The 23889-nt window shown below is 56.4% G+C and carries 20 protein-coding genes and 2 tRNA genes; 13 read left to right on the plus strand and 9 right to left on the minus strand.

Going from position 1 to position 23889, the window contains the following annotated elements; all coding sequences use genetic code 11:
• Positions 1-135 precede the first annotated feature (135 nt).
• Both ACK13D_RS20425 and ACK13D_RS20430 read left to right on the plus strand, forming a co-directional pair.
• Positions 136-212, plus strand: a tRNA-Asp gene (locus ACK13D_RS20425).
• 7 nt (positions 213-219) lie between these two features.
• Positions 220-295: transfer RNA gene (locus ACK13D_RS20430), tRNA-Trp, on the plus strand.
• A 118-nt stretch (positions 296-413) separates the two neighbouring features.
• Here ACK13D_RS20430 and hdfR read toward each other — a convergent pair.
• Positions 414-1247 carry an HTH-type transcriptional regulator HdfR gene (gene hdfR, locus ACK13D_RS20435; protein WP_010253571.1) on the minus strand — a complete coding sequence of 278 codons (834 nt, stop codon included), beginning with the start codon at positions 1245-1247 and terminating at the stop codon, positions 414-416.
• 120 nt (positions 1248-1367) lie between these two features.
• On the opposite strand from hdfR, the gene ACK13D_RS20440 reads away from it, so the two are divergent.
• A complete protein-coding gene (locus tag ACK13D_RS20440; RefSeq protein WP_010253568.1) occupies positions 1368-1706 on the plus strand; it encodes a DUF413 domain-containing protein in 339 nt (112 codons plus the stop codon).
• 25 nt (positions 1707-1731) lie between these two features.
• On the opposite strand, the gene ACK13D_RS20445 is transcribed toward ACK13D_RS20440, so the two are convergent.
• Entirely contained in the window at positions 1732-3252 is a 1521-nt protein-coding gene (locus tag ACK13D_RS20445) for a YifB family Mg chelatase-like AAA ATPase (RefSeq protein WP_418797006.1), read from the minus strand.
• 330 nt (positions 3253-3582) lie between these two features.
• Here ACK13D_RS20445 and ilvL point away from each other — a divergent pair, with 330 nt between their 5' ends.
• The 6 genes from ilvL to ilvA all read left to right on the plus strand — a co-directional run bounded on the left by ilvL (position 3583) and on the right by ilvA (position 10143).
• A complete protein-coding gene (gene ilvL / locus ACK13D_RS20450; protein WP_072101316.1) occupies positions 3583-3681 on the plus strand; it encodes an ilv operon leader peptide in 99 nt (32 codons plus the stop codon).
• A 150-nt stretch (positions 3682-3831) separates the two neighbouring features.
• Positions 3832-5478: an acetolactate synthase 2 catalytic subunit gene (ilvG, locus tag ACK13D_RS20455; protein ID WP_033780904.1), complete on the plus strand. Its 1647-nt coding sequence runs from the start codon at positions 3832-3834 to the stop codon at positions 5476-5478.
• Positions 5475-5732: an acetolactate synthase 2 small subunit gene (ilvM, locus tag ACK13D_RS20460; protein WP_008926359.1), complete on the plus strand. Its 258-nt coding sequence runs from the start codon at positions 5475-5477 to the stop codon at positions 5730-5732. The genes ilvG and ilvM overlap by 4 nt, the downstream gene beginning before the upstream one ends.
• Positions 5733-5750: 18 nt before the next feature.
• The gene (locus ACK13D_RS20465; RefSeq protein ID WP_010253558.1) at positions 5751-6680 is read left to right on the plus strand and encodes a branched-chain amino acid transaminase; all 930 of its coding nucleotides are present in this window, start codon (positions 5751-5753) and stop codon (positions 6678-6680) included.
• 62 nt (positions 6681-6742) lie between these two features.
• Positions 6743-8593, plus strand: coding sequence for a dihydroxy-acid dehydratase (ilvD, locus tag ACK13D_RS20470; RefSeq protein ID WP_010253556.1), 1851 nt, complete (start codon positions 6743-6745; stop codon positions 8591-8593).
• Positions 8594-8595: 2 nt separating this feature from the next.
• On the plus strand, positions 8596-10143 hold the full coding sequence (ilvA, locus tag ACK13D_RS20475; RefSeq protein WP_031593765.1) for a threonine ammonia-lyase, biosynthetic: 1548 nt from the start codon (positions 8596-8598) through the stop codon (positions 10141-10143).
• Here the strand turns inward: ilvA and ilvY are convergent, their stop codons facing one another.
• Positions 10144-11025, minus strand: coding sequence for an HTH-type transcriptional activator IlvY (gene ilvY / locus ACK13D_RS20480; RefSeq protein ID WP_008926355.1), 882 nt, complete (start codon positions 11023-11025; stop codon positions 10144-10146).
• A 162-nt stretch (positions 11026-11187) separates the two neighbouring features.
• On the opposite strand from ilvY, the gene ilvC reads away from it, so the two are divergent.
• Positions 11188-12663, plus strand: a complete 1476-nt coding sequence (gene ilvC / locus ACK13D_RS20485) for a ketol-acid reductoisomerase (RefSeq protein ID WP_010253551.1) — start codon at positions 11188-11190, stop codon at positions 12661-12663.
• 515 nt (positions 12664-13178) lie between these two features.
• On the opposite strand, the gene ACK13D_RS20490 is transcribed toward ilvC, so the two are convergent.
• The 3 genes from ACK13D_RS20490 to ACK13D_RS20500 all read right to left on the minus strand — a co-directional run bounded on the left by ACK13D_RS20490 (position 13179) and on the right by ACK13D_RS20500 (position 16747).
• A complete protein-coding gene (locus ACK13D_RS20490; protein ID WP_010671462.1) occupies positions 13179-14510 on the minus strand; it encodes an MFS transporter in 1332 nt (443 codons plus the stop codon).
• Between the two features lie 272 nt (positions 14511-14782).
• On the minus strand, positions 14783-15802 hold the full coding sequence (gene yhjD / locus ACK13D_RS20495; RefSeq protein ID WP_182500855.1) for an inner membrane protein YhjD: 1020 nt from the start codon (positions 15800-15802) through the stop codon (positions 14783-14785).
• Between the two features lie 45 nt (positions 15803-15847).
• Positions 15848-16747, minus strand: coding sequence for a LysR family transcriptional regulator (locus ACK13D_RS20500; RefSeq protein WP_010253546.1), 900 nt, complete (start codon positions 16745-16747; stop codon positions 15848-15850).
• Positions 16748-16862: 115 nt separating this feature from the next.
• Here ACK13D_RS20500 and ACK13D_RS20505 point away from each other — a divergent pair, with 115 nt between their 5' ends.
• Positions 16863-17621, plus strand: coding sequence for an SDR family NAD(P)-dependent oxidoreductase (locus ACK13D_RS20505; protein WP_010671464.1), 759 nt, complete (start codon positions 16863-16865; stop codon positions 17619-17621).
• A 47-nt stretch (positions 17622-17668) separates the two neighbouring features.
• Here the strand turns inward: ACK13D_RS20505 and ACK13D_RS20510 are convergent, their stop codons facing one another.
• On the minus strand, positions 17669-18517 hold the full coding sequence (locus ACK13D_RS20510; protein ID WP_010253539.1) for a PhzF family phenazine biosynthesis protein: 849 nt from the start codon (positions 18515-18517) through the stop codon (positions 17669-17671).
• Between the two features lie 107 nt (positions 18518-18624).
• On the opposite strand from ACK13D_RS20510, the gene ACK13D_RS20515 reads away from it, so the two are divergent.
• The gene (locus ACK13D_RS20515; protein ID WP_010253536.1) at positions 18625-19248 is read left to right on the plus strand and encodes a glutathione S-transferase family protein; all 624 of its coding nucleotides are present in this window, start codon (positions 18625-18627) and stop codon (positions 19246-19248) included.
• Here the strand turns inward: ACK13D_RS20515 and ACK13D_RS20520 are convergent.
• Positions 19215-20702 carry an aminotransferase-like domain-containing protein gene (locus tag ACK13D_RS20520; protein WP_022623956.1) on the minus strand — a complete coding sequence of 496 codons (1488 nt, stop codon included), beginning with the start codon at positions 20700-20702 and terminating at the stop codon, positions 19215-19217. The genes ACK13D_RS20515 and ACK13D_RS20520 overlap by 34 nt on opposite strands.
• 134 nt (positions 20703-20836) lie before the next feature.
• Between ACK13D_RS20520 and ACK13D_RS20525 the strand changes: the two genes are divergently transcribed.
• Complete coding sequence (locus ACK13D_RS20525) at positions 20837-21424, plus strand: LysE family translocator (protein WP_031593770.1); 588 nt, start codon at positions 20837-20839, stop codon at positions 21422-21424.
• On the opposite strand, the gene ACK13D_RS20530 is transcribed toward ACK13D_RS20525, so the two are convergent.
• Positions 21421-23805, minus strand: coding sequence for a phosphoketolase family protein (locus tag ACK13D_RS20530; RefSeq protein WP_346449836.1), 2385 nt, complete (start codon positions 23803-23805; stop codon positions 21421-21423). The two genes, ACK13D_RS20525 and ACK13D_RS20530, sit on opposite strands and share 4 nt — an antisense overlap.
• Between the last annotated feature and the right edge of the window lie 84 nt (positions 23806-23889).

A 23889-nucleotide genomic window follows, 5' to 3' on the forward strand; every position in this document is an offset into this window, starting at 1 on the left:
CGATGGTAGTGTGGGGTCTCCCCATGCGAGAGTAGGGAACTGCCAGGCATTAAATTCGTTCCTTTTCCCCTGACAAGGAAAATAACAGGAACAGACGGCTATCAGCCAGTTGCTGACAGCTGTGAAAGAATCGGTGGAGCGGTAGTTCAGTTGGTTAGAATACCTGCCTGTCACGCAGGGGGTCGCGGGTTCGAGCCCCGTCCGTTCCGCCACCCTATTAGGGGCGTAGTTCAATTGGTAGAGCACCGGTCTCCAAAACCGGGTGTTGGGGGTTCGAGTCCCTCCGCCCCTGCCAGAAAACGATCCTTTGCTTCGGCAAAGGATTTTTTTTTGCCTTTAAAAAAGCAAAAAAGAAAAACCAGCTAAATCTAACTGGCCTCTGATCTTCCCTGCTAACTGTCCTGCCTGCAAATTCAGCTGTTTTGCCTGACCAGAATCGGGAATTTAAGTAACTGGCGGATATGTGCCTGCTGATCGCTGTTCTGCAACCAGACAGCATAGAGCGGACGAACGGCGACGGGCGTATCCGGAATCACCATCAACTCACTGTACACACTCTGCCAGAAGTCCGGCAGAAATGCGCACGCTCCGGTGGTATGCAGCAGTTCACGGGTGACATGTGCCGACGTGGTGGTCAGTACCGGTACATCATCAGCCCCGGAGAGATAGCTCTGATGCTGATGAAAATCTGCTCCCCATTCCAGCTTGATATAATCATATTTTTCACGCTTCTCGCTCTGCCGGGCGCAGAAAAGCGCCAGTGAAATATGACCAATCTGCTGACTGGTTAACTCATCCATCTTAGGCGCTTCAGTGGTGATCAGCAGATCCAGCTGGCGCTCATGGAGTTGCTTAACCAGCAGATGTCGCTGTGCCACGCGCGCTTCTAAGTGCAGGCTCTCCCGATTCTCGTAGAGCGTCTGTAGCCATGGCGTCAGATAAGCCTCCCATAGTGATGCACTGGCACCTATTGAAAGCTCATGGTGCTGCTGAGTGTGAGAGACCTCCTTCTTCGCCATCATCCAGGTGCTCATCAGGCTTTCAGCATAGGGGAGCAGTCGCTCTCCGGCCGCCGTCAGACGTATGTTATTGCGATGCCGTGTAAAAAGGTTAACGCCAAGCTGATTCTCTAACTGACGGATGCGAAAACTGACAGCAGATTGCGTGAGGTAAAGTGCTTCTGCAGCACGCCCGAAATGGCGAGTTCTGCTCACTTCCAGGAAAGTTTTCAGTAATTCCGTATCCACAGCGTTCTCCCAAAAAATGTTTGTCGTATAGATTTAAATGTTTTGTTTTACACTCTGTCAAGCCTATCTAATACTCCGCGCCATTAACAGCACGGCATTAGAAAATCAGGAGCGTGTAACATGGCGGAAAGCTTCTCAACAGAGAATCGTTTCTTTGATAACAAACATTACCCGCGTGGTTTCTCACGCCACGGTGACTTTACTATTAAAGAAGCTCAGCTTCTTGAACGCCACGGTTTTGCCTTTAATGAGCTGGATTTATCAAAGCGTGAGCCTGCAACCGAAGAAGAACGTTTGTTTATTGAAGTGTGTCGTGGCGTGCGTGAGCCGCAAACGGAAGCTGAACGTGTATGGTCTAAGTATATGACCCGCATTAAGCGTCCTAAACGTTTTCATACGCTGTCTGGCGGTAAACCGCAGATGGACACCGTTGAAGACTTCACCGACAGCGACGATTAACAGAGAAGGGGCGAAAGCCCCTTTTTTATTGCAGGCTGTTATGCAGATGGATCATTAATCGATCTATCGTGCGATAGCTGACAGCTTCCTGCAGATGATGCCGGGTGATGTCTGTTTCCCCAGCCAGATCGGCCAGGGTGCGGGCCACTTTTAAAATCCGCTGCCATGCCCGTACAGATAAACCCAGCTTCTCCAGCACTGACTCCAGCCACTCCGCATCCTCTTTAGCCGGCTGACACCAGCGCATAATCTCTGCATTGTTTAAATGCGCATTTATTTTTCCTGCACGAGCCAACTGAATGTCACGCGCTGCGACCACCCGATGACGAACCTGCTCAGATGCTTCCGCCCTGGCGCGCTGACCGCTGAGAATGCCGCTGGGAAGTAGCGGCACCTCCAGCGAAAGATCAAAACGATCAAGAAAAGGGCCGGATAGCTTACTGAGGTAACGCAGCACCTGCTGCGGTGAGCAGCGGTTATGCTGTCCCTGATAGTGTCCGGTTGGACTTGGATTCATTGCAGCAATCAGCTGAAACCGTGCCGGATAGGTAACTTTCGCCCGGGCGCGTGAAATAGCGATGACGCCCGACTCTAATGGTTCGCGCAGGGAGTCCAGCACCTTGCGATCAAATTCCGGTAATTCATCCAGAAACAGCACGCCGTTATGCGCCAGTGAGATCTCACCGGGCCGTGGCAGTGAGCCGCCGCCAATCAGAGCATAGAGAGAGGCGCTGTGGTGAGGTGATCTGAAAGGCCGGGTGCGCCACTGTCGATGCAGGGTATTGCTGTTCACCAGGCTGGCGATTGCCGCGCACTCCAGTGCTTCCTGATCGCTTAAAGAGGGCATGATGCCGGGCAACCGGGTAGCGAGCATGGTTTTACCGGTGCCAGGGGGCCCGATCAGCAACAGGTTGTGCCCGCCAGCCGCAGTGATCTCCAGTGCTCTGCGTCCCTGTTCCTGACCAATGATATCAGCGAGATTGTCAGCAGGTGCATCGCCCTGATGCTCAGGATATTGGGCTGTCGGTAATGTAAGTTCATTGCGCAGAAAGGCGCACACTTCGCTGAGGTGAGAGGCAACCAGCGACGAGCCCTGACGGATTAGCCCGGCATCACACTGATTCTCAGCGGAGAGGACCAGCTGTCGTCCAGCCTGAATGGCTACCATGGCCGCTGGAATCGCGCCCTGTACACCGCACAGTGCACCGTCGAGTGCCAGCTCACCCAGAAACTCATAGTGCGTCAGCTTGTCGGCAGGAAGCTGCTCAGAGGCCACCAGAATGGCAATCGCCATGGGTAAGTCATACCGCCCGCCCTCTTTGGGTAAATCTGCGGGTGCCAGATTGATGGTGACGCGTTTTGCCGGGAAGGCAAAACCGCTGTTGATAATGGCGCTGCGTACCCGCTCACGCGCCTCTTTCACCGTGGTTTCAGGCAGCCCCACCAGCGTTAACGCAGGCAGTCCGTTACTGATGTGTGCCTCGATGGTCACCAGCGGGGCTTCCACTCCCAGCGCTGCCCGGGTCAGAACTTTTGACAATGACATACTCGCTCCTTGTTACCGTCAGTCTGGTGACAGCATCAAAGGAAAGCCAGGGCATCATCAGCACTATTCGGGTCATTGCACAACCTATCAGAAGTTTTTTCACAACCTGTTAAAACGCTGCGTGTCTGCGCGCAAATTCACCAAAAAATTATTACGTCAGTAAAGTGATGAATAATTATCATCATGTAATTATTTCTTGTATTACAAATTGATAGACCGCGATTTAGCGCCAGGCGCTAAAAAAACTCTGTAAAAAAAGTTGTGTCATGCCCCCTGACTATGATAACTCTGTAGGCATTACTTCGAACAAGCGAAAGAATTGAACAACACATGAAAGCCCTTCTACAAGTGATTAGCCTGGTCGTGATTAGCGTGGTGGTGGTTATTAACCTACCGTGCGGGGCAACGCTTGGAGAAAGAAAGGCTTAGAAATCAAGCCTCGAATCCGAAAAAACCCCCGCACCGAAAGGTCCGGGGGTTTTTTTTCGACCAGAGGAAATATCAGTAAATCCACAAGGAACAAACAATGAACAGTAGCATAAAATTCTGTTGTTCCGGTCAGGACACAGGAGAATAGCGATGACAGGTGCACAGTGGGTAGTTCAGGCTTTACGCGCGCAGGGTGTTGATACCGTATTCGGTTACCCTGGCGGCGCAATCATGCCGGTATACGACGCGCTCTACGACGGCGGCGTGGAACACCTACTGTGTCGCCACGAGCAGGGCGCTGTGATGGCGGCGATCGGTTATGCGCGCTCAACCGGCAAAACCGGCGTCTGTATCGCCACCTCTGGCCCTGGCGCAACTAACCTGATTACCGGCCTGGCAGATGCCATGATGGATTCGGTTCCGGTCGTGGCAGTAACCGGTCAGGTCACCTCGGCCTTCATCGGCACCGACGCCTTTCAGGAAATCGACGTGCTGGGCTTATCGCTGGCCTGCACCAAACACAGCTTCCTGGTCGAATCGTTAGATGAGCTGCCCGCCATCATGGCAGAAGCCTTTGCGCTGGCGCAGTCGGGCCGTCCGGGTCCGGTACTGGTGGACATTCCTAAAGATATTCAGATTGCGCAGGGAGAACCTGCCCCGCATCTGGTTCCGGTAGAAGAGGGAAGCGCGCTGCCGCATCAGGCGATTCAGGAAGCACGCGCACTGATGGCGCAGGCCAGAAAACCAATGCTCTATGTTGGTGGAGGCGTTGGCCTGGCACAGGCTGTTCCGGCACTGCGCGCGCTGGCAGAAGAGACCGGCATCCCGGCAGTGGCCACCTTAAAGGGGCTGGGCAGCGTAGACCCCCACAGCGAGGTGTATCTCGGCATGCTGGGGATGCACGGTACTAAAGCTGCCAACCTGGCGGTGCAGAGTTGTGACTTACTGATTGCGGTCGGTGCCCGTTTCGATGACCGCGTGACCGGCAAGCTGGACACCTTTGCCCCCCATGCCAGCGTGATTCATCTCGATATCGATCCCGCTGAGTTAAACAAATTACGTCGTGCACACGTCTCTCTGCAGGGTGATCTCAACGAACTGCTGCCCGCCCTGAGTCAGCCTCTGCATATCAACGCCTGGCGCGATGAGATGAAAGTGCTTAAGGCCAGTCACCCATGGCGCTACGACCATCCGGGCGAAGCGATCTATGCACCGCTGTTGCTGAAGCAGCTTTCCGATCGCAAACCAGCCAATACCGTAGTGACCACCGACGTCGGTCAGCACCAGATGTGGACGGCGCAACACATGGCATTCAGCGCGCCGGAGAACTTCATCACCTCCAGCGGCTTAGGCACCATGGGCTTTGGTTTACCCGCCGCCATCGGTGCGCAGGTTGCACGCCCGGAAGATACGGTTATCTGTGTCTCGGGCGATGGCTCCATCATGATGAACATCCAGGAGTTGGGTACCATCAAGCGCGGCAAGCTGCCGGTCAAAATCGTGCTGCTGGATAACCAGCGTCTGGGCATGGTGCGTCAGTGGCAGCAGCTGTTTTTCGATGGCCGCTACAGTGAAACCAATCTGTCCGACAACCCCGACTTCCTCACGCTGGCCAGCGCTTTCAATATTCCCGGCCAGCGCATTACCCGTAAAGATCAGGTCGACGCCGCCCTTGATGCTCTGCTGAACAGCGAAGGTCCTTACTTCCTGCATGTTGCAATTGATGAGCATGAAAACGTCTGGCCACTGGTACCGCCGGGTGCCAGCAATGCAAACATGATGGAGAAAACTGTATGAACCAGCATCAATTGTCTATCGAAGCCCGTTTCCGCCCTGAAATATTGGAGCGCATTTTACGCGTAGTGCGTCACCGCGGTTTTCAGGTCTGTTCTATGAACATGGCCTCAGTCGCCAACGCAGAAAACATTAATATTGAAATGACCGTTGCCAGTCAGCGTTCCGTCGATTTACTGTCTTCGCAGTTAAGCAAATTGATCGACGTTGCATGCGTTCAGATTCAACAACAGACAACACAACAAATCCGCGCTTAGCCGCGAGAGGGAATAACAATGAGCACGAAGAAAGCAGACTTTATTTGGTTCAATGGCGAGATGGTTAAGTGGGAAGAGGCGAAGGTCAGCGTCATGTCCCACGCGTTGCACTACGGTACGTCGGTATTTGAAGGCGTGCGCTGCTACGACTCTCACAAAGGACCGGTTGTGTTCCGCCATCGCGAACACATGCAACGTCTGCACGACTCCGCCAAAATCTATCGCTTCCCGATTAAAAGCAGCGTTGATGAGCTGATGGAAGCGTGCCGCGAAGTCATCCGCGTGAACAAACTGAAAAGTGCTTATATCCGTCCGCTGGCCTTTGTCGGCGATGTGGGCCTGGGCGTGAACCCGCCAGATGGCTTCACCACCGACGTGATCATTGCGGCGTTCCCGTGGGGCGCATACCTGGGCGCTGAAGCCCTGGAGAACGGCATCGATGCCATGGTCTCCTCATGGAACCGCGTAGCACCGAACACCCTGCCAACCGCCGCTAAAGCGGGCGGTAACTACCTCTCCTCACTGCTGGTGGGCAGCGAAGCCCGTCGTCACGGCTATCAGGAAGGGATTGCGCTGGATACTAATGGCCTGATCTCAGAAGGTGCAGGCGAAAACCTGTTTGAAGTTAAAGATGGCGTGCTCTTTACCCCGCCATTTACCTCTTCAGCACTGCCGGGCATCACCCGCGATGCCATCATCACGCTGGCGCGCGATATGGGCATTGAAGTGCGTGAGCAGACCCTGTCGCGTGAATCTCTCTATCTGGCTGACGAAGTCTTTATGTCTGGCACCGCGGCAGAAATTACACCGGTGCGCAGCGTTGACCGCATTCAGGTTGGCGAAGGCAAACGTGGCCCGGTGACCAAACGCATCCAGGAGGCCTTCTTTGGCCTGTTCACCGGCGAAACCGAAGACAAATGGGGCTGGTTAGATCCGGTTAACCCATAATCAGATACAGCGCGGGCGTCATCTGACGTCCGCGAGCTTATTCTTACTGGAGTAAATAGAGTATGCCTAAGTACCGTTCCGCCACCACCACCCACGGCCGCAATATGGCGGGTGCCCGTGCCTTATGGCGCGCGACAGGAATGACCGACGACGATTTCGGCAAGCCGATTATCGCTGTGGTTAACTCATTCACCCAATTTGTGCCGGGCCACGTTCACCTGCGTGATCTTGGTAAACTTGTCGCCGAGCAGATCGAAGCGGCAGGCGGTGTGGCTAAAGAGTTCAACACCATTGCGGTGGATGACGGTATTGCCATGGGTCATGGCGGCATGCTGTATTCACTGCCGTCGCGTGAGCTGATTGCTGACTCGGTCGAGTACATGGTCAACGCCCACTGTGCCGACGCCATGGTCTGCATCTCTAACTGCGACAAAATCACCCCGGGTATGCTGATGGCGTCATTGCGCCTCAATATTCCGGTGATCTTCGTTTCAGGCGGACCGATGGAAGCGGGTAAAACCAAGCTTTCTGACCAGATCATCAAGCTGGATCTGGTAGATGCGATGATTCAGGGTGCCAACCCTAACGTCAGCGATGCCGACAGTGAGCAGATCGAACGCTCTGCCTGTCCGACCTGCGGCTCCTGCTCCGGTATGTTCACCGCCAACTCGATGAACTGCCTGACTGAAGCACTCGGTCTGTCGCAGCCTGGCAACGGTTCACTGCTGGCTACGCACGCCGATCGCAAAGAGCTGTTCATCAATGCCGGTAAGCGCATCGTAAGCCTGACCAAGCGCTATTACGAGCAGGATGATGTCAACATGCTGCCGCGTAACATCGCGAACAAGGCCGCTTTTGAGAATGCCATGATGCTGGATATCGCCATGGGCGGTTCCACCAACACCGTGCTCCACCTGCTGGCAGCCGCACAGGAAGGCGATATCGACTTTAATATCTCCGACATCGATCGCCTGTCACGCAAAGTGCCTCAGCTCTGTAAAGTGGCGCCAAGTACTCCGAAATACCACATGGAAGATGTGCATCGCGCGGGTGGCGTCTTCGCCATTCTCGGCGAGCTGGATCGTGCCGGCCTGTTCGACAGCAGCGCCCGTAATATCCTGCAGCAGACCATGCGTGAAACGCTGGATCAGTACGACATCATGCTGACCAAAGATCAGGCGGTAAAAGATATGTTCCGCGCGGGTCCGGCGGGTATTCGTACCACTCAGGCGTTCTCACAGAACTGCCGCTGGGACACGCTGGATGATGACCGTGCCGAAGGCTGTATCCGTACCCGTGAAAACGCTTACTCGCAGGATGGCGGTCTGGCCGTGCTCTACGGCAACATCGCGGAAGATGGCTGTATCGTAAAAACTGCGGGCGTAGACAAAGAGATCCTGACCTTCACCGGTCCGGCCAAAGTCTATGAAAGCCAGGATGACGCCGTTGAAGCGATTCTGGGCGGCAAAGTTGTCGCGGGCGATGTGGTCGTCATTCGCTACGAAGGCCCAAAAGGCGGGCCAGGCATGCAGGAGATGCTCTATCCGACCACTTATCTGAAATCGATGGGGCTGGGCAAAAGCTGCGCGCTGATCACTGATGGCCGTTTCTCTGGCGGTACGTCGGGCCTCTCTATCGGTCACGCCTCGCCTGAAGCAGCCAACGGCGGCACCATTGCGCTGGTCAAAGATGGCGACACCATCGAAATCGATATCCCTAACCGCGGTATCAAACTCGCCGTACCGGATAACGAACTGCACGCCCGTCGTGAAGAGCAGCAGGCACGTGGCGATGCGGCGTATACGCCGGTCAATCGTCAGCGTGAAGTCTCCTTTGCGCTGCGTGCCTACGCATTACTCGCGACCAGTGCTGACAAAGGCGCCGTCCGCGATAAGAGCAAGCTGGGAGGCTAACAATGGCCGAGTCTCAACCGCTACCCGAGGCGCCTTGTGGCGCCGAGTATTTGCGCGCAGTGTTGCGTTCACCGGTGTATGAAGTGGCACAGGTGACGCCGCTGCAGGTTATGGAAAAAATCTCATCGCGTCTTGGCAACACCATTCTGGTGAAGCGGGAAGATCGTCAGCCGGTGCACAGTTTCAAGGTGCGCGGTGCCTACGCGATGATTGCCGGTCTGAACGAAGAGCAGAAAGCGCGCGGCGTGGTAACGGCGTCAGCCGGTAACCATGCGCAGGGCGTGGCGCTCTCTGCCACTAAGCTGGGCATCAAATCACTGATTGTGATGCCGCTGGCGACGGCAGACATCAAGGTTGATGCGGTGCGCGCATTTGGCGGTGAGGCTTTCCTGTTCGGAGCCAACTTTGACGAGGCGAAAGCCAAAGCGATAGAACTCTCAGAACAGCGCGGCTACACCTTCGTGCCGCCGTTTGACCATCCGGCCGTCATTGCCGGACAGGGCACGCTGGCGATGGAGCTGCTGCAACAGGATGCGCATCTCGACCGGGTCTTTGTCCCGGTTGGCGGTGGAGGTCTGGCAGCCGGCGTCGCGGTGCTGATCAAGCAGCTGATGCCGCAAATCAAAGTGATTGCGGTGGAGTCAGAAGATTCAGCCTGCCTGAAAGCAGCGCTGGAGGCGGGGCATCCGGTCGATCTGCCGCGCGTCGGGCTGTTTGCCGAAGGGGTGGCGGTGAAACGGATTGGCAGCGAAACCTTCCGGCTCTGTCAGGAATACATCGATGACATCATCACCGTCGACAGCGATGCCATTTGTGCCGCAATGAAAGATCTGTTTGAAGATGTCCGTGCTGTGGCGGAGCCCTCTGGCGCGCTGGCGCTGGCGGGCATGAAAAAGTATATCCAGCAGCACGGGATCAAAGGCGAGCGGCTGGCGCATGTGTTATCCGGGGCCAACGTCAATTTCCACGGCCTGCGCTACGTTTCTGAGCGCTGCGAGCTGGGCGAACAGCGTGAAGCGCTGCTGGCCGTAACGATCCCGGAACAGCAGGGCAGTTTCCTGCGTTTCTGCCAGACGCTGGGTGGACGGTCGATTACCGAGTTCAACTACCGCTACGCCGATGCGGACAAAGCCTGCATCTTTGTTGGCGTACGACTGACGCGCGGCGTGGAAGAGCGCAGCGAGATCATCAGCGAGCTCACCAGCGGCGGTTATCAGGTGGTCGATCTCTCGGATGATGAGATGGCGAAACTGCACGTGCGTTACATGGTGGGTGGACGTCCTTCTAAACCACTGCGTGAACGCCTCTTCAGCTTTGAATTCCCGGAGGCACCCGGCGCGTTGCTGAAGTTCCTGCAAACGCTGGGCACCCACTGGAATATCTCGCTGTTTCATTATCGCAGCCACGGCACCGATTATGGCCGTGTGCTGGCCGCTTTTGAACTTGGCAGCGATGAGCCACGCTTCGAAGAGCATCTCACCGATCTGGGTTACGACTTTCATGACGAAAGCCAGAACCCGGCATTCCGCTTCTTCCTGTCAGGCAGCTGATTACAGCTGGCTCCAGAAAGCACTGATCAGCGGCTCTCCGAGCCGCTTTTTTTGCACGCAGATGCCGAGTTCGAACGGCGCAACCGAGTCAATATTCTCCAGTAGCAGCACGCGGTTACGCACCGGATCCGGGCTGTTTTCCAGCACCACATCCGGTAAAAGTGCGATACCGCAGCCCAGCGCCACCATCGAAACAATCGCCTCATGCCCCGAGACCGTGGCGTAAATCACCGGATTCGGGATGCGCTGGCGGCGGAACCAGAGATCGATACGTCGCCGTGCCGGTCCCTGCACCGGCAGGATAAACGGAATTTTTGACCAGTCGGGCTGCGGCTGTGTTGCCTGAGTACGAACGGCACAGGGCAGTGCAGGCGCGATCAGCACCAGCGGGATCAGCCCCAGTGGCATAAAATCAATGCTGGCGGGCAGCGTTTCAGGACGGCCGGCAATGGCCAGATCGGCATCGCCGGAGTGCACTTTTTCCACCGCATCCGCGGCATCGCCGGTATCCAGTTTGATTTCGACCTGCGGATGTTCAGCGCGAAAGCGGTCCAGGATGGGCGGCAGATGACTGTAGGCCGCCGTCACCGAACAGAACAGGCGCAGCTCGCCGCTGAGCGACGGACCGTTAAGATCCATCACATGGCGCAGTTGCTGATACTGCAACAGCGTCTGCTGGGCAAACTGGCGCAGCCGTTCGCCCGCTTCTGTCAGCGTCACGGTGCGGTTATCGCGCAGAAACAGCGCATGGCCGACATCTTCTTCAAGCCGCTGGATCTGGCGTGACAGCGTGGAAGGGCTGACGTGCATAGCACGCGCAGTGCGCCCGAAGTGGCAGCTTTCTGCCAGATGAAGAAACAGTTTCAGATCCCGTAAATCCATGTGCGCGTCGCCTCTGGGTGGTGTTGCATTTATTGCAATGTGACGTTGTTAATATATCAATTTAAGCAACAGAATTCCTGTCATATGATGGGGTCATTCGCGGCGCTGCATGACACGCCGTTCCTGAACAAAAAAAGCAAACACAACCTTACCGGAGTACCCATGGCTAACTATTTCAACACATTGAACCTGCGCAACCAGCTGGCGCAATTAGGTAAATGCCGTTTCATGGCGCGCGATGAATTCGCGGATGGTGCCAGTTTCCTGAAAGGCAAAAAAGTCGTTATCGTTGGCTGTGGTGCGCAGGGCCTGAATCAGGGTCTGAACATGCGTGATTCCGGTCTGGATGTGGCCTATGCACTGCGTGCTGAAGCAATTGCGGAAAAACGCCCTTCATGGCGCAAAGCGACCGATAACGGTTTCAAAGTGGGCACCTACGAAGAACTGATCCCGCAGGCTGACCTGGTGGTAAACCTGACGCCAGACAAGCAGCACTCCGCTGTAGTTCAGGCTGTTCAGCCGCTGATGAAAGATGGCGCTGCGCTGGGCTACTCGCACGGTTTCAACATCGTTGAAGTGGGCGAAAGCATCCGCAAAGATATCACCGTGGTCATGGTGGCACCGAAGTGTCCGGGTACAGAAGTTCGTGAAGAGTACAAACGTGGCTTTGGTGTACCGACGCTGATCGCGGTTCACCCGGAAAACGATCCAAAAGGCGAAGGCATGGCGATTGCCAAAGCCTGGGCAGCAGCAACTGGCGGCGATCGTGCTGGCGTGCTGGAGTCCTCTTTCGTTGCTGAAGTGAAATCTGACCTGATGGGTGAGCAGACTATCCTGTGCGGCATGTTGCAGGCTGGTTCACTGCTCTGCTTCGACAAGCTGGTGGCTGAAGGCACTGACCCGGCTTACGCAGAAAAACTGATCCAGTTCGGCTGGGAAACCATCACCGAATCACTGAAGTTTGGCGGCATCACACTGATGATGGATCGCCTCTCTAACCCGGCTAAACTGCGCGCTTATGCGCTGTCAGAGCAGCTGAAAACCATCATGGCACCGCTGTTCCAGAAACATATGGATGACATCATCTCCGGCGAATTCTCTTCCGGCATGATGGCGGACTGGGCTAACGATGATAAAAACCTGCTGACCTGGCGTGAAGAGACCGGCCAGACCGCGTTCGAAACCGCCTCACAGTATGAAGGCAAAATCGAAGAGCAGGAGTACTACGACAAAGGTGTGGTGATGGTTGCGATGGTTAAAGCGGGCGTTGAGCTGGCGTTTGAAACCATGGTAGACGCCGGCATCATTGAAGAGTCTGCTTACTACGAATCACTGCATGAGCTGCCGCTGATCGCGAACACCATCGCCCGTAAGCGCCTGTATGAAATGAACGTGGTGATCTCCGATACCGCCGAATATGGTAACTACCTGTTCTCCTTCGCCGCGGTGCCGCTGCTGAAAGAGTTCATGACCACGCTGCAGCCAGGCGATCTGGGTAAAGCGGTAGAAGGCACGCAGGTTGATAACGCGCAGCTGCGTGACGTTAACGAAGCGGTTCGCCAGCATCCGATTGAAACCGTTGGCCGTAAGCTGCGTGGCTACATGACCGACATGAAGCGTATCGCTGTGGCGGGCTAATTACCGTCATCACAGTTTTTAGCAAAACAAACCCCGGCTTGCCGGGGTTTTTTGTTGATGAACCATACCAGGCAAGGCCGATTGTAAGTTAGTGCCTGCACTGCTGTGAGACCGTGCCTGCACAGGCAACACGGTCAGATCGGAAAGGCGCTTAAGCCAATCCCTGGCCGCTCGGCCCGCGCGATTACGCACCTCATCCCTGAGGTGCGCCCGTTTCCGGGCCAACGCTTTGCGTTGTTCAAAAACGCTCCCGGCGTTTTTGTCCCTGGCGCGGGACGCTTTCCTCTTCTGACCGTATTCCCTGTGCCCTTAAGCTTCTTTATTGCTGCCAGTATCAATACGCCTTTCAGCGAGGTCCGGTTTTTTCAAACAGACAGCTAACCCACTTAAGGCGTATGCTCCCTGAGCCTGTCGCCTGATATTGTTTAGCCCTTCAGAGCGGTTGTACTCTGTGAGCCTGCTCCATAAAAAAACCCGGCAGCCGCCGGGTTTTCACTGACCTTCATCCAGCCGGATTAAACGTCATACAGCGTCTGATTACGCGTCTCTTTACAGGCGAGCAATGCAATCAGCGTCAGCACGGCCATCGACGCCAGATAAAGTCCCACCGCCTGCAAACCATAATGCGCATTCAGCCAGGTCGCGATATAAGGCGCAACAGAGGCACCCAGAATCGATGAGAGGTTATAAGAGAACGATGCGCCGGTATAACGCACTTCGGTCGGAAACAGCTCCGGCAGCAGGGCGCCCATCGGACCAAAGGTCAGGCCCATAATGCTCAGACCCAGCAACAGGAACGCCATCACCAGCGCCTGCGATCCGGAACCGAGCATCGCCGGGAACAGGAACGAAAACGCGATAATCATCAGCGTAATGGTAATCATCGTCTTGCGGCGACCAAAACGGTCAGCCAGCAAACCGGCAATCGGCACCATCACTCCAAAGCCAATCACCGCCAGCATCAGCATCCACAACATACTATTACGCGGAATACCCAGACCGGCCGGTGCTGCCGTGGTGCCGTAGCTCATCGAATAGACGGTCATGATATAGAACAGCGTATAGGTCGCCAGCATGATAAAGGTGCCGAGAATGGTGGCAGTCAGATGCTTGCTCAGCAGCGCCGCAATGGGCACCCGAACCTGCTTCTTCTCTTTCTGTACTTTGGCAAACACCGGACTCTCATGCAGCGAAACGCGCACATAAAGGCCAATCAGCACCAGCACGGCGGAGAGAATAAACGGCACGCGCCAGCCCCACTGCATAAACTGCTCGTCGGTCAGCAGCCACGAAAGCAGCAGAAAAGTGCCGTTAGCGAAGAAAAAGCCAATCGGCGCACCCAGCTGAGGGAAGGAACCGTAAAGCGCACGCTTCTTCGCCGGGGCATTTTCCGTCGCCAGCAGCGCTGCGCCACCCCATTCACCACCCAGTCCCAGTCCCTGACCAAAGCGCGCCAGCGCCAGCAGCAACGGAGCCATCACGCCGATGGTTTCATAGCCGGGCAGCAGACCAATCACCACGGTGGAGATCCCCATGGTCAGCAGCGAGGCAACCAGCGTGGCTTTGCGACCCACGCGATCGCCAAAGTGACCAAACACGGCGGAGCCAATCGGACGCGCGATAAAGGCGATAGCAAAGGTGGCCAGCGACTGTAGCGTCGCGACCGTGGCATCACCCTGCGGGAAGAAAATGTGCGGGAAAACAATCACCGCAGCAGTGGCATAAATATAAAAGTCGAAGAACTCGATGGCCGTTCCGACCAGCGAGGCAATCACCACTTTACTGCGTGAGTTAACCGGCGTGGGATCCTGCTGTTTGTCGAGCGTGTCTGTGAGGGAGGCTTGCATAACTGTTTCTTATTTGTAAATACAGACAAAGAATCTTACGCATCTGCCAGAGCGCATTCAATGATGAAAACCCGCGCCGCGTCTGGCTTCAGCTGGCAAAAAGAGGATAATTTCTGAGGTGCGACGAATGTCGGGTGATACCGGGGTAATCCGGATGATATCTGGCGGGATACTCTACGAAAGGGCTAAATAAAAGTGACCCCTCAGCTATTCATCCTGTTATCTGGTTAAAAAATAGCCGAGGGGTGATATTTTCCGCTGTTGTTAACGGATTACGATGATTTGTGTCGTGACGCGCTGCCCGCTTCAGGCATTTGTGGGTCGTCTTTATATTTGGCGGTGGCGATCCACGCCGCACAGAACAGCGTCAGACGGGCGAAGAAGTAGAAAAACGCCATCAGGCCAAGCACGGAACCAAAGGCCGCACCGGAAGGCGAGGTCGCCAGCTTCGGCAGCGTTAGCGTCATCACAAACTTGATCACCTCAAAACCGATTGCCGCCAGCAGCGTGCCGCGGAACAGTGCTTTCTTACGCGGCTTATGACGCGGCAGGATCCAGAAAATCCACAGGAACAGCAGATAGTTAGCCATAACGGAAATCGAGGTGGCAATAATGGTCAGGGCGGGCCGTAACCAGTCGATGCCATCCAGCCCCAGTGCGCTGACGATCAGTGCCTGCGCCGAACCGGCTACCGAGGTCAGCGACAGCGTAATCACCAGCGCCAGCATCAGACCGGTCAGCGACAGGAAATCGCGAATATAACGCTTCCAGATCTTCTCTTTGTCATCCGGTTTGCGTTCCCACACGTCGCGCGACTGGGCACGAATCGCTTCGCGCAGGTTACCCATCCAGTTAAGACCGGAGTAGAGCGCCAGCAGTAAACCGGTAATACCCACGGTGGCACGCTGCTGAATGGCGGTATTTACCGTATTCTTCAGCGTGGTTGCCAGCGTCGGGTCGCTGATGCTGCTGACGATTTTGTTGATGATATCGGTCAGCAGATCCTGGTTCGATGCCAGCACAAAACCCACGGCGGCAAACGACACCATCAGAATGGGGATCAGCGATAAAAAAGAGAAATAGGTAATGGCCGCGCCAAACTGGCTGCCGAGCCGATCATTAAAGCGGTCAAGGGCGCGAATAAAATGCGCCACTGCCGGGATCGCCTGAAACCAGGCGGCAAAACGCGACACGCGCACAATCGAATGATCAACCGTCTCGTTGCCGGTTTTAATATCGATAAGCGGCTTTTGCGGCTGCGTATCCTGCGGGTTTTCCTGCTTGTCTGTCATAGACCTTCACTGTCCTGTTTATCATTAAAATCAAAGTATAGCCGCTCAGGTGACGTACTCTTGTAACACCTGACTCAGCCACTCCATAAAAACCCGCACGCGACGTGCCACATTGCGCCGGTGCGGATAGAGCAGGTGGATCGGCATCGGTCTGGCGGGAAAGCGATGCAGCACTTCTACCAGCTCGCCTCTTTCCAGTAATGTCTGAATCCCGGCGGCAGGCACCTGAATAATGCCTAACCCCGCCAGACAGGCGGCGCGATAGGTTTCGGTGCTGTTCACGGTGACCACACCGCCGGTGTGAACATAGTGACACTGCCTGCCATCAAAATATTCAAAACCCGGTGAAGCCTGACCCAGTTGCTGGCTGTAATGCACCATCGCATGCTGCGACAGCTCTTCCAGCCGGATCGGCATGCCGAAACGCGAAAGGTAGCCAGGGCTGGCGCAGTTGATCAAGGTATGGGTACCAATTTTTCGCGCAATCAGGCCAGAATCTTTGAGCTCACCGACGCGGATTACGCAGTCAAACCCTTCCCGGATCACATCCACCTGACGGTCGCTGCTGCTCAGCTCAATCTCTACGCCGGGGTAGTGCTGCAAAAATTCCGGCAGCCGTGGCAGGATAAAACTGGTGGCCATGGCCACAGACATATCAATCCGGAGTTTACCGCTGAGCGAGGCAGGCTCGTGCTGGAACAGGCTGTCCATATCGTCAATCATCGACAATAAATCCAGACAGCGATCGTAATAGACCAACCCGTCCTGGGTTAGTTGCACCCGGCGCGTGGTGCGATGCAGCAAACGTGTTGCCATTTGATTCTCCAGCGCCTGTATCTGTCGCGAAACGCTGCCTTTAGGGACACCTAAACTCTCTGCCGCGCGGGTAAAACTGCCCATTTCGGCCACCCGCACAAACACCTGCATTGCGTGAATTTTGTCCATGTTGTTCACCGATTGTTGTTTTTATTGAAACAGTGATGCGCATTTAACACTGTTTATAGATCAATAATTCGCGAATATCCTTAACCTGTGTTCAATTTTTCAACAGGTGCGAGAGATGAATCAGAAAGTGGCGTTAATTACCGGTGCAAACCGCGGTTTAGGCCGCAATGGCGCGTTAAAACTGGCGGCCAGGGGGACAGACATTATCCTGACTTACCGCAGCCATGCCGATGAGGCACAGACGGTGGTGAAGGAGATTGAGGCGCTGGGACGGCGTGCAGTGGCGCTGGCGCTGGACGTCGGCGAAACCGGTCAGTTCGATCGTTTTGTCGGCCAGGTGAAAGAGGCACTGCAACAGCAGTGGCAGCGTGAGCGCTTTGACTATTTAGTGAACAACGCCGGACACGGACACTACAAGCCGTTTACCGACACCACCGAGGCGGAATTTGATGCGCTGGTTAATGTGCATTTCAAAGGGCCTTACTTCCTGACCCAGAAGCTGCTGCCGCTGATCAACGACGGTGGCCGCATCCTGAATATCTCCAGCGGTCTGACCCGGCTGATCTATCCTGGCTCCTCGACCTATGCGTCAATGAAAGGGGCGATGGAGGTACTGACGCGCTATCAGGCGAAGGAGCTGGGCGAACGGCGCATTCGCGTTAATATCCTGGCACCTGGCGCGATAGAGACCGACTTTGGCGGTGGCCGGGTGCGCGATACCCCCGAGATTAACCATCAGATTGCCGGGCTGACGGCGCTGGGCCGGGTCGGACTGCCGGATGATATCGGCGACGCCATCAGCGCGATCCTCAGTGACGAAACCGGCTGGATCACCGCTCAGCGTATTGAAGCCTCAGGCGGGCAGGGGATTTAACCGCTGGTGGCGTCGCGGAAAGCACCCCGCGACGTCGCCGCCGCCTTTTACAGCGTAATGGTGCCATCGATAACGGTAACGGTATTACCGCCAATCCAGATGGTTTCACCATTAAAGGTTACGTTCACCCGACCGGCACGCTGCAGGGCAGTACCCTGACGCACGCGATAGGAGGTGGTATGGCCTGCGGCTGCAAAATACCGCGCCAGACAGGCGTTGGCGCTGCCGGTCACCGGATCTTCGGTCAGGCTGCCATTTTCCACCAGCAGGCCACGCACTTCATACTGTTCATGCTCGCCCGAGGGCAAACGGCCAAAAGGCATCACGCCCGAGACACCCGCATGTTTAATCAGGCGCTGCAAATCGCTGACATTGGGCTGCAGCGCCAGCACGGCCTCGGCGCTGACCATCGGCACCAGCAGCCAGCGGATACCCATATCCACCACGGTCGGGCTTTGCGTCAGATCGAATGCATCGCTGTTTAAGGCGTTACCCATCAGCGCATCCTGCCATGGCATCAGGGTGGCAGCTGGCGCGGCAAAGGCCAGTCCGCCCGTCTCATTAATCTTCACCGTCACGTTACCGACGCCGCACTCCTGCACGATTTCACCCGGCGTACGGGTTGGCCAGCCCGCCTCCAGCAGCGCGTGTGCGGTGCCCAGCGTCGGGTGACCGGCAAACGGCAGTTCGCCTTCAACGGTAAAAATACGCACCCGGTAGTCCGCCTCTTCATGTTGTGGCGGCAGCACAAAGGTGGTTTCCGACAGGTTAGTCCAGCGGGCAATCGCCGCCAGCTGGCTGTCGCTCAACCCCTGAGCATCCATAATCACCGCCAGCGGATTGCCATTAAAGGCTGCTGAGGTAAACACATCGACTTGCTTAAACGCGACCTTCATAGTGACTCCTTGCGATTGGGTTCAGTGCGGCCTTTTCTCTGCCGGATGATTGCTTATAACAGCTAACAGCGTTATCAATAAGTTAAAGATTTTACCGGAGACTGTGAATGCTAACGATCCTGGGACGCGCCTCCTCAATCAACGTGCGCAAAGTATTATGGCTGTGTGACGAGCTTGACCTTGATTATCAGCGCGAAGAGTGGGGCGACGGATTCCGCTCAACGCATCTGCCCGAATTCATGGCACTCAACCCCAATGCGATGGTGCCGGTACTGAAAGATGATGACTTTGTGATGTGGGAATCCAACGCCATCCTGCGCTATCTGGCGAATGCCTATGGCGGCGAGTGGCTCTATCCTCATCATCCGCAAACGCGTGCGCCTGTCGATCAGTGGATGGACTGGCAGTCCACTGAACTCAACACCTCATGGCGCTACGCATTTATGTCGCTGGTGCGAAATTCACCGGCTCATCAGGATCCACGTCTGCTGGCCGCGGCCAGCAAAGGCTGGGCACACACCATGAGCATTCTCAATCAGCAGCTGGAAAAAACCGGTCGCTACGTTGCCGGACGTAATTTCACGCTGGCAGACATTCCGATTGGTCTGGCGGTGAACCGCTGGTTTGAAACGCCGCTCGAACACCCTGATTATCCGGCGGTACGCACCTATTACGAACGCCTGACTGAACGCCACGGCTATACCGTCTGGGGTCGCAACGGCACACCCTGAGCCTCGCCGCAGGATACTCCCGCCAGTTCACAGGCGATTTCGCCCGCGCGTCTGATCGCCCAGCTATAGCGCGCATCAAACGGATAGCAGCAGGAGAGGCGCAGTGCATGGTTGTAGCGCTCGCTCAGCGAATAGAGCGCGCCGGGCGTGACGCAAATCTGCTCCTGCAGCAGCCGATCAAACATCTCGGTGGTATTTACGCCGCCCGGTAACTCGACCCAGAAGACGAAGCCACCGCGCGGCAGCGTCGCGCGGGTGCCCTCCGGGAAGTAGCGGGCGATCAGCCCCCGCGCCTCATCCAGGTTGGCCGCGTAGCGACGGCGCAGCGTGCGCAGATGGTGGTCATAACCGCCGGAAGCAAGAAACTCCGCCAGCGTTTCAGAGAGCAGGGCGGATTCTGCCATCGACGACACCGCTTTCAGTCGGGCAATCGCATCATGAAAACGGCCAGCGGCGGTCCAGCCAATACGGAAATCGGGCGCCACGGTTTTGGTGAAGCTGGTGCAGTAGATCACCCAGCCGTCGCGATCAAAGGCTTTTACCGCGGGCGAGAGCGGCCAGTCGAACTGTAACTCGTCATACAGCCCATCTTCTATCAGCGGAACGTGGTAAGTATTCACTAACTTCGCCAGCCGCTTCTTGTTCTCCAGCGACATGCCGCAGCCCAGCGGGTTCTGCGCGCTCGGCATCGCAATCAGCGCCTTAATTCGCTGCTCCTGAAGCAGCATCTCCAGCGCATCCAGCGACAGCCCATGCTGCGGATCGGTGGGAATTTCCAGCGCCTTAAGGCCCAGTGAAGCCAGCAGCGGGAAGAGGAAAAAGTAGGTCGGCGACTCCAGTCCGACGCAGTCGCCGGGCTGCGTGACCGCCCGCAGCGCCAGCTGAAGCGCCTCCATGCAGCCGTGAGTAAGAGTGATCTCATCGGCGGTGAGCGTCTGTCCGGCGTGCAGCGCCCGTCGCGCAATCTCCTCCCGTAAGCGCTCACTACCGGGCGGAAGCGCATAGCGCCCAATCATGTTCGGATGACGGCGCAGCAGTGAGGCGGTAATCCGGGCAATACGCGCCGCAGGAAACAGCTCGCTATCCTGGGGACAGGCCAGGGAAATATTGATGTAGTCGGGATGGTTCTGCGCCGCAAATACCTTATCGATCAGGTCGAGCTTGCTGCTGCTGGGGTCGCGTACCCGGGTTTTATGCTGACCATGGCGGGTCACGGCGGGCAACACGCCGCGCACGTAATAGCCCGACTGGGGACGCGCCTCAATCAGCCCGCGATCTTCCAGTAACTGCCAGGCATTCAGTACCGTATTGACGCTGACCTGATGTGACTGGGCGACGCGGCGGATCGCCGGCAGACGTTTGCCGGGTTTCAGCGTGCCCTGATGGATAGCCTCAGCGAAGCTGTCTGCCAGCTGCTGATAGAGCGGCTGATCGGAAGTAGGAGCAAGGGACACAGTAGCCTCCGGATTGGATGGGTACAATTGCTGTTAACGGGAATTGTAACCATAACAATAGTGATTTTTTGTCACTGTTACCATCCCTTTTGCCGCCTTAGCATAGAACTCTGTCTGTTTTCAGGAGAGTCACCATGCTCGATCCCTCTTTCTTCAGTTACGTTACCGTCATGTCGATTACGCCAGGCCCGAACAATCTGCTGCTGGCGACCTCAGGCGTCAATTTCGGCATGCGCCGCACGCTGCCGATGGTGTTTGGCATACTGGTAGGTTGTGCGCTGCAAACGGTGATCGCCGGCGTCGCACTGGAGGTCTTACTGCACTGGATGGCGGCGATTCGCCTGCCGCTGACGCTGGCAGGCTGTGCCTATCTGTTGTGGCTCTCGTGGAAGATTTTCCGTGCGGCAGCACCTGAAGTGCGCAGCAAGCCGCAGCCCATGACGCTGCTGGGCGGAGCCTGTTTCCAGGCGATCAATCCCAAAGCCTGGCTGATGGCGACCAATGTGGCGCTGTTGTACAGCGCCAGCAGCGGCGTGCTGACGGTGATGATCGGCTTTATGCTGCTGAACCTGCCCTGCATTCTGATCTGGGCTGCGCTGGGCGATCGCCTGCGCAGCCATCTGCAGATTGCCTGGAAGCGTCAGTTATTCAACAGCCTGATGGCGCTGTCGCTGGTGGCGACTACCATCTGGATGCTGACCGACGCCTTGCTGGCCGCTTAATCGGGTGCACCAGGTGCTGTGGCCGACGGCCATTTCCAGTTCTGCACCTCCGGCACATCTTCACCGTGTTCTCGCACATAGCGATGATGTTCAGCGATGCGCTCCTGCAGATCGTCCAGCAGCTCAGGATGCGCATCGGCCAGGCCCGGCACGCGCAGAATCGCCTCCTGCGCCAGATGATAGCGGTCAAGCTCGTTCAGCACCGTCATATCAAATGGCGTGGTGGTGGTTCCCTCTTCATTGAAGCCGCGAACATGGAAGTTGCGGTGGTTGGTTCGCGAATAGGTCAGGCGATGTATCAGCGTTGGATAACCGTGGAAGGCGAAAATCACCGGTTTATCCTGGGTAAACAGCGCGTCGAATTCCGCATCAGACTTGCCATGCGGATGCTGATCCTGCGGCTGCAGCGCCAGCAGATCGACCACGTTCACCACGCGGATACGCAGTTCGGGCAGCATACCGCGCAGCAGATCCACCGCCGCCATCGTCTCCATGGTCGGCACATCACCGGCACAGGCCATCACCACATCCGGCTCCTCATGCTCTGGGGTGGTGCCCGCCCAGCGCCACTCGCCCATGCCCGCTTCACAATGGGTTACCGCACTCGCCATATCCAGCCACTGCGGCGCAGGCTGCTTGCCCGCCACAATCACATTGATGCGGTCCCAGGTGCGCAGGCAGTGATCGCCAACCCACAGCAGCGTATTGGCATCGGGCGGCAGATAGATGCGCACAATGTCCGCTTTTTTATTGGCAACGTGATCGATAAAGCCAGGATCCTGATGGCTATAGCCATTGTGATCCTGTCGCCAGACGTGCGAAGAGAGCAGATAGTTCAGCGACGAGATCGGCTTACGCCAGCCCAGTTTACGCGACACTTTCAGCCACTTGGCGTGCTGGTTAAACATCGAATCGACGATGTGGATAAAAGCTTCATAACAGTTAAACAGCCCGTGGCGGCCGGTCAGCAGATAGCCCTCAAGCCAGCCCTGACACTGATGCTCACTGAGAATTTCCATCACCCGGCCATCACGCGCCAGCTGCTCATCGTAAGGCTCTGTTCGTTCCAGCCAGGTACGGCTGGTCACGTCGAAGACCGGCGTCAGGCGGTTAGAGGCGGTTTCATCCGGGCCAAACAGGCGGAAATTATCGCGGTTGCGCTGGAACAGCACGCTGAGATAGCGGCCCAGATGCTCAGTGGCCTGCGCCATCTGGGCGCCTGGCTCGCTGACATCGCAGGCAAACTCCGCGAGTTCAGGCGCATCCAGCTCACGGCGCAACAGGCCACCATTGGCATAAGGCGATGACCCCATGCGTTTATCACCTTCCGGTGCCAGCGCCTGCAGTTCCGGCTTTAAGCGACCCTGTTCATCAAACAGGTCGTCTGGCTGATAACTCCGCATCCACGTCTCAAGGATCTGGCGATGACTTTCATCTTCACGACAGGCCGCGACCGGCACCTGATGCGCCCGCCAGAAATCCTCCACTTTCTTTCCGTCGACCGTTTTGGGGCCGGTCCAGCCTTTGGGACTGCGAAGAATAATCATCGGCCAGCGCGGCACCCCGGTGGTGGCTTTGCCCTGGCGCGCCTCGCGCTGATAAGCGGCGATTTTACTGAAGGCACTATCCAGCGCCTCCGCCATCAGCGGATGCATTTTTTCAGGCTCATGCCCGCAGACGAACAGCGGCTCATAGCCGTAGCCACTGAACAACTGGTGCAAATCTTCATCGCTGCTGCGACCCAGCAGCGTCGGGTTGGCGATTTTGTAGCCATTGAGATGCAGAATCGGCAGGACCGCGCCGTCACGTTCAGGATTCAGGAATTTAATGCCGTGCCAGCTGGAGGCCAGTGGACCGGTCTCCGCTTCGCCGTCGCCAATCACGCAGGGTACAACCAGTTCGGGATTATCGAAGGCCGCGCCAAACGCATGGGAAAGCGAATAGCCCAGCTCACCGCCTTCATTAATCGAGCCAGGCGTTTCCGGTGCCGCGTGACTGGGAATGCCCCCCGGAAAGGAGAACTGTTTGAACAGACGCTGCATTCCCGCCGCATCCTGCGTGATGTGCGGATAAATCTCGCTGTAGCTGCCCTCAAGCCAGGTATTCGCCACCATGCCGGGGCCGCCATGTCCTGGTCCGCAGATGTAGATCATATCCAGGTTTTGCTTCCGGATAACGCGGTTGAGGTGGGCATAGATAAAATTCAGGCCTGGCGTAGTGCCCCAGTGACCCAGCAGACGCGGTTTAATGTGTTCAGGCCTGAGTGGCTCACGCAACAGCGGGTTATCCATCAGGTAAATTTGTCCGACGGAGAGGTAGTTTGCTGCCCGCCAGTAGCGGTCGAGCAGCGTGAATTCCGGTGAAGCAGGGGAGTAAGACATGCAGTTTCCTCCTGATCGTGCAGCTAAAAGATGCCTTAACCCTAATAGAGAATGCCCGGATCGACCAGGTAACCAACCAATAAA

Source organism: Pantoea sp. K16 (assembly GCF_048452805.1).
GTDB classification, from domain to species: domain Bacteria; phylum Pseudomonadota; class Gammaproteobacteria; order Enterobacterales; family Enterobacteriaceae; genus Pantoea; species Pantoea agglomerans.

Coding starts and splice junctions, on each gene's coding strand:
- ACK13D_RS20440 (WP_010253568.1), top strand. CDS start 1,368: ATGGCGGAAAGCTTCTCAACAGAGAATCGTTTCTTTGATAACAAACAT.
- ACK13D_RS20445 (WP_418797006.1), bottom strand. CDS start 3,252: ATGTCATTGTCAAAAGTTCTGACCCGGGCAGCGCTGGGAGTGGAAGCC.
- ilvL (WP_072101316.1), top strand. CDS start 3,583: ATGAAAGCCCTTCTACAAGTGATTAGCCTGGTCGTGATTAGCGTGGTG.
- ilvG (WP_033780904.1), top strand. CDS start 3,832: ATGACAGGTGCACAGTGGGTAGTTCAGGCTTTACGCGCGCAGGGTGTT.
- ilvM (WP_008926359.1), top strand. CDS start 5,475: ATGAACCAGCATCAATTGTCTATCGAAGCCCGTTTCCGCCCTGAAATA.
- ACK13D_RS20465 (WP_010253558.1), top strand. CDS start 5,751: ATGAGCACGAAGAAAGCAGACTTTATTTGGTTCAATGGCGAGATGGTT.
- ilvD (WP_010253556.1), top strand. CDS start 6,743: ATGCCTAAGTACCGTTCCGCCACCACCACCCACGGCCGCAATATGGCG.
- ilvA (WP_031593765.1), top strand. CDS start 8,596: ATGGCCGAGTCTCAACCGCTACCCGAGGCGCCTTGTGGCGCCGAGTAT.
- ilvY (WP_008926355.1), bottom strand. CDS start 11,025: ATGGATTTACGGGATCTGAAACTGTTTCTTCATCTGGCAGAAAGCTGC.
- ilvC (WP_010253551.1), top strand. CDS start 11,188: ATGGCTAACTATTTCAACACATTGAACCTGCGCAACCAGCTGGCGCAA.
- ACK13D_RS20490 (WP_010671462.1), bottom strand. CDS start 14,510: ATGCAAGCCTCCCTCACAGACACGCTCGACAAACAGCAGGATCCCACG.
- yhjD (WP_182500855.1), bottom strand. CDS start 15,802: ATGACAGACAAGCAGGAAAACCCGCAGGATACGCAGCCGCAAAAGCCG.
- ACK13D_RS20500 (WP_010253546.1), bottom strand. CDS start 16,747: ATGGACAAAATTCACGCAATGCAGGTGTTTGTGCGGGTGGCCGAAATG.
- ACK13D_RS20505 (WP_010671464.1), top strand. CDS start 16,863: ATGAATCAGAAAGTGGCGTTAATTACCGGTGCAAACCGCGGTTTAGGC.
- ACK13D_RS20510 (WP_010253539.1), bottom strand. CDS start 18,517: ATGAAGGTCGCGTTTAAGCAAGTCGATGTGTTTACCTCAGCAGCCTTT.
- ACK13D_RS20515 (WP_010253536.1), top strand. CDS start 18,625: ATGCTAACGATCCTGGGACGCGCCTCCTCAATCAACGTGCGCAAAGTA.
- ACK13D_RS20525 (WP_031593770.1), top strand. CDS start 20,837: ATGCTCGATCCCTCTTTCTTCAGTTACGTTACCGTCATGTCGATTACG.
- ACK13D_RS20530 (WP_346449836.1), bottom strand. CDS start 23,805: ATGTCTTACTCCCCTGCTTCACCGGAATTCACGCTGCTCGACCGCTAC.